Source organism: Microtetraspora sp. AC03309 (assembly GCF_020826795.1).
GTDB classification, from domain to species: domain Bacteria; phylum Actinomycetota; class Actinomycetes; order Streptosporangiales; family Streptosporangiaceae; genus Microtetraspora; species Microtetraspora glauca.
The window spans coordinates 1-454 of sequence record NZ_JADDIL010000510.1 but is presented as its reverse complement, the minus strand read 5'-3'; the positions used below and the strand labels follow the sequence as shown (position 1 = coordinate 454).

Here is a 454-nt window from a genome sequence, read left to right as displayed (position 1 = left end):
CTTGAAGTCACCCGCGATACCCACCGGCCACGTCAGGGGCGTGGTGCGCAAGCCGATCCGCTCGTGGATCTCGTCCATCAACTCCAGGGCGTGCCGGCCCGGACGGTCCCACTTGTTGATCACCGTGATGATCGGGATGCCCCGGTGCTTACACACCTGGAAAAGCTTCAGGGTCTGCGGCTCGAGGCCCTTGGCGGCGTCGATGAGCATCACCGCGCAGTCCACGGCCGTCAGCACCCGGTAGGTGTCTTCCGAGAAGTCGGCGTGGCCGGGGGTGTCGAGCAGGTTGATGACGCAGTCGCGGTACGGGAACTGCAGCGCGGTGGAGGTGATCGAGATGCCGCGCGCCTTCTCCATCTCCATCCAGTCCGACACCGTCGACTTGCGGCCCGCCTTGCCGTGGATCGCGCCCGCCTCGTTGATCACCCGGGCATGCAGTGCCAGCGCCTCGGTC

At 66.5% G+C, this 454-nt stretch carries 1 protein-coding gene; it reads right to left on the bottom strand.

All coding sequences use genetic code 11. The features are described 5' to 3' along the window. The coding region (locus IMZ11_RS44110) for a GTP-binding protein (protein ID WP_228649714.1) at window positions 1-454 on the bottom strand (454 nt) is incomplete at both ends.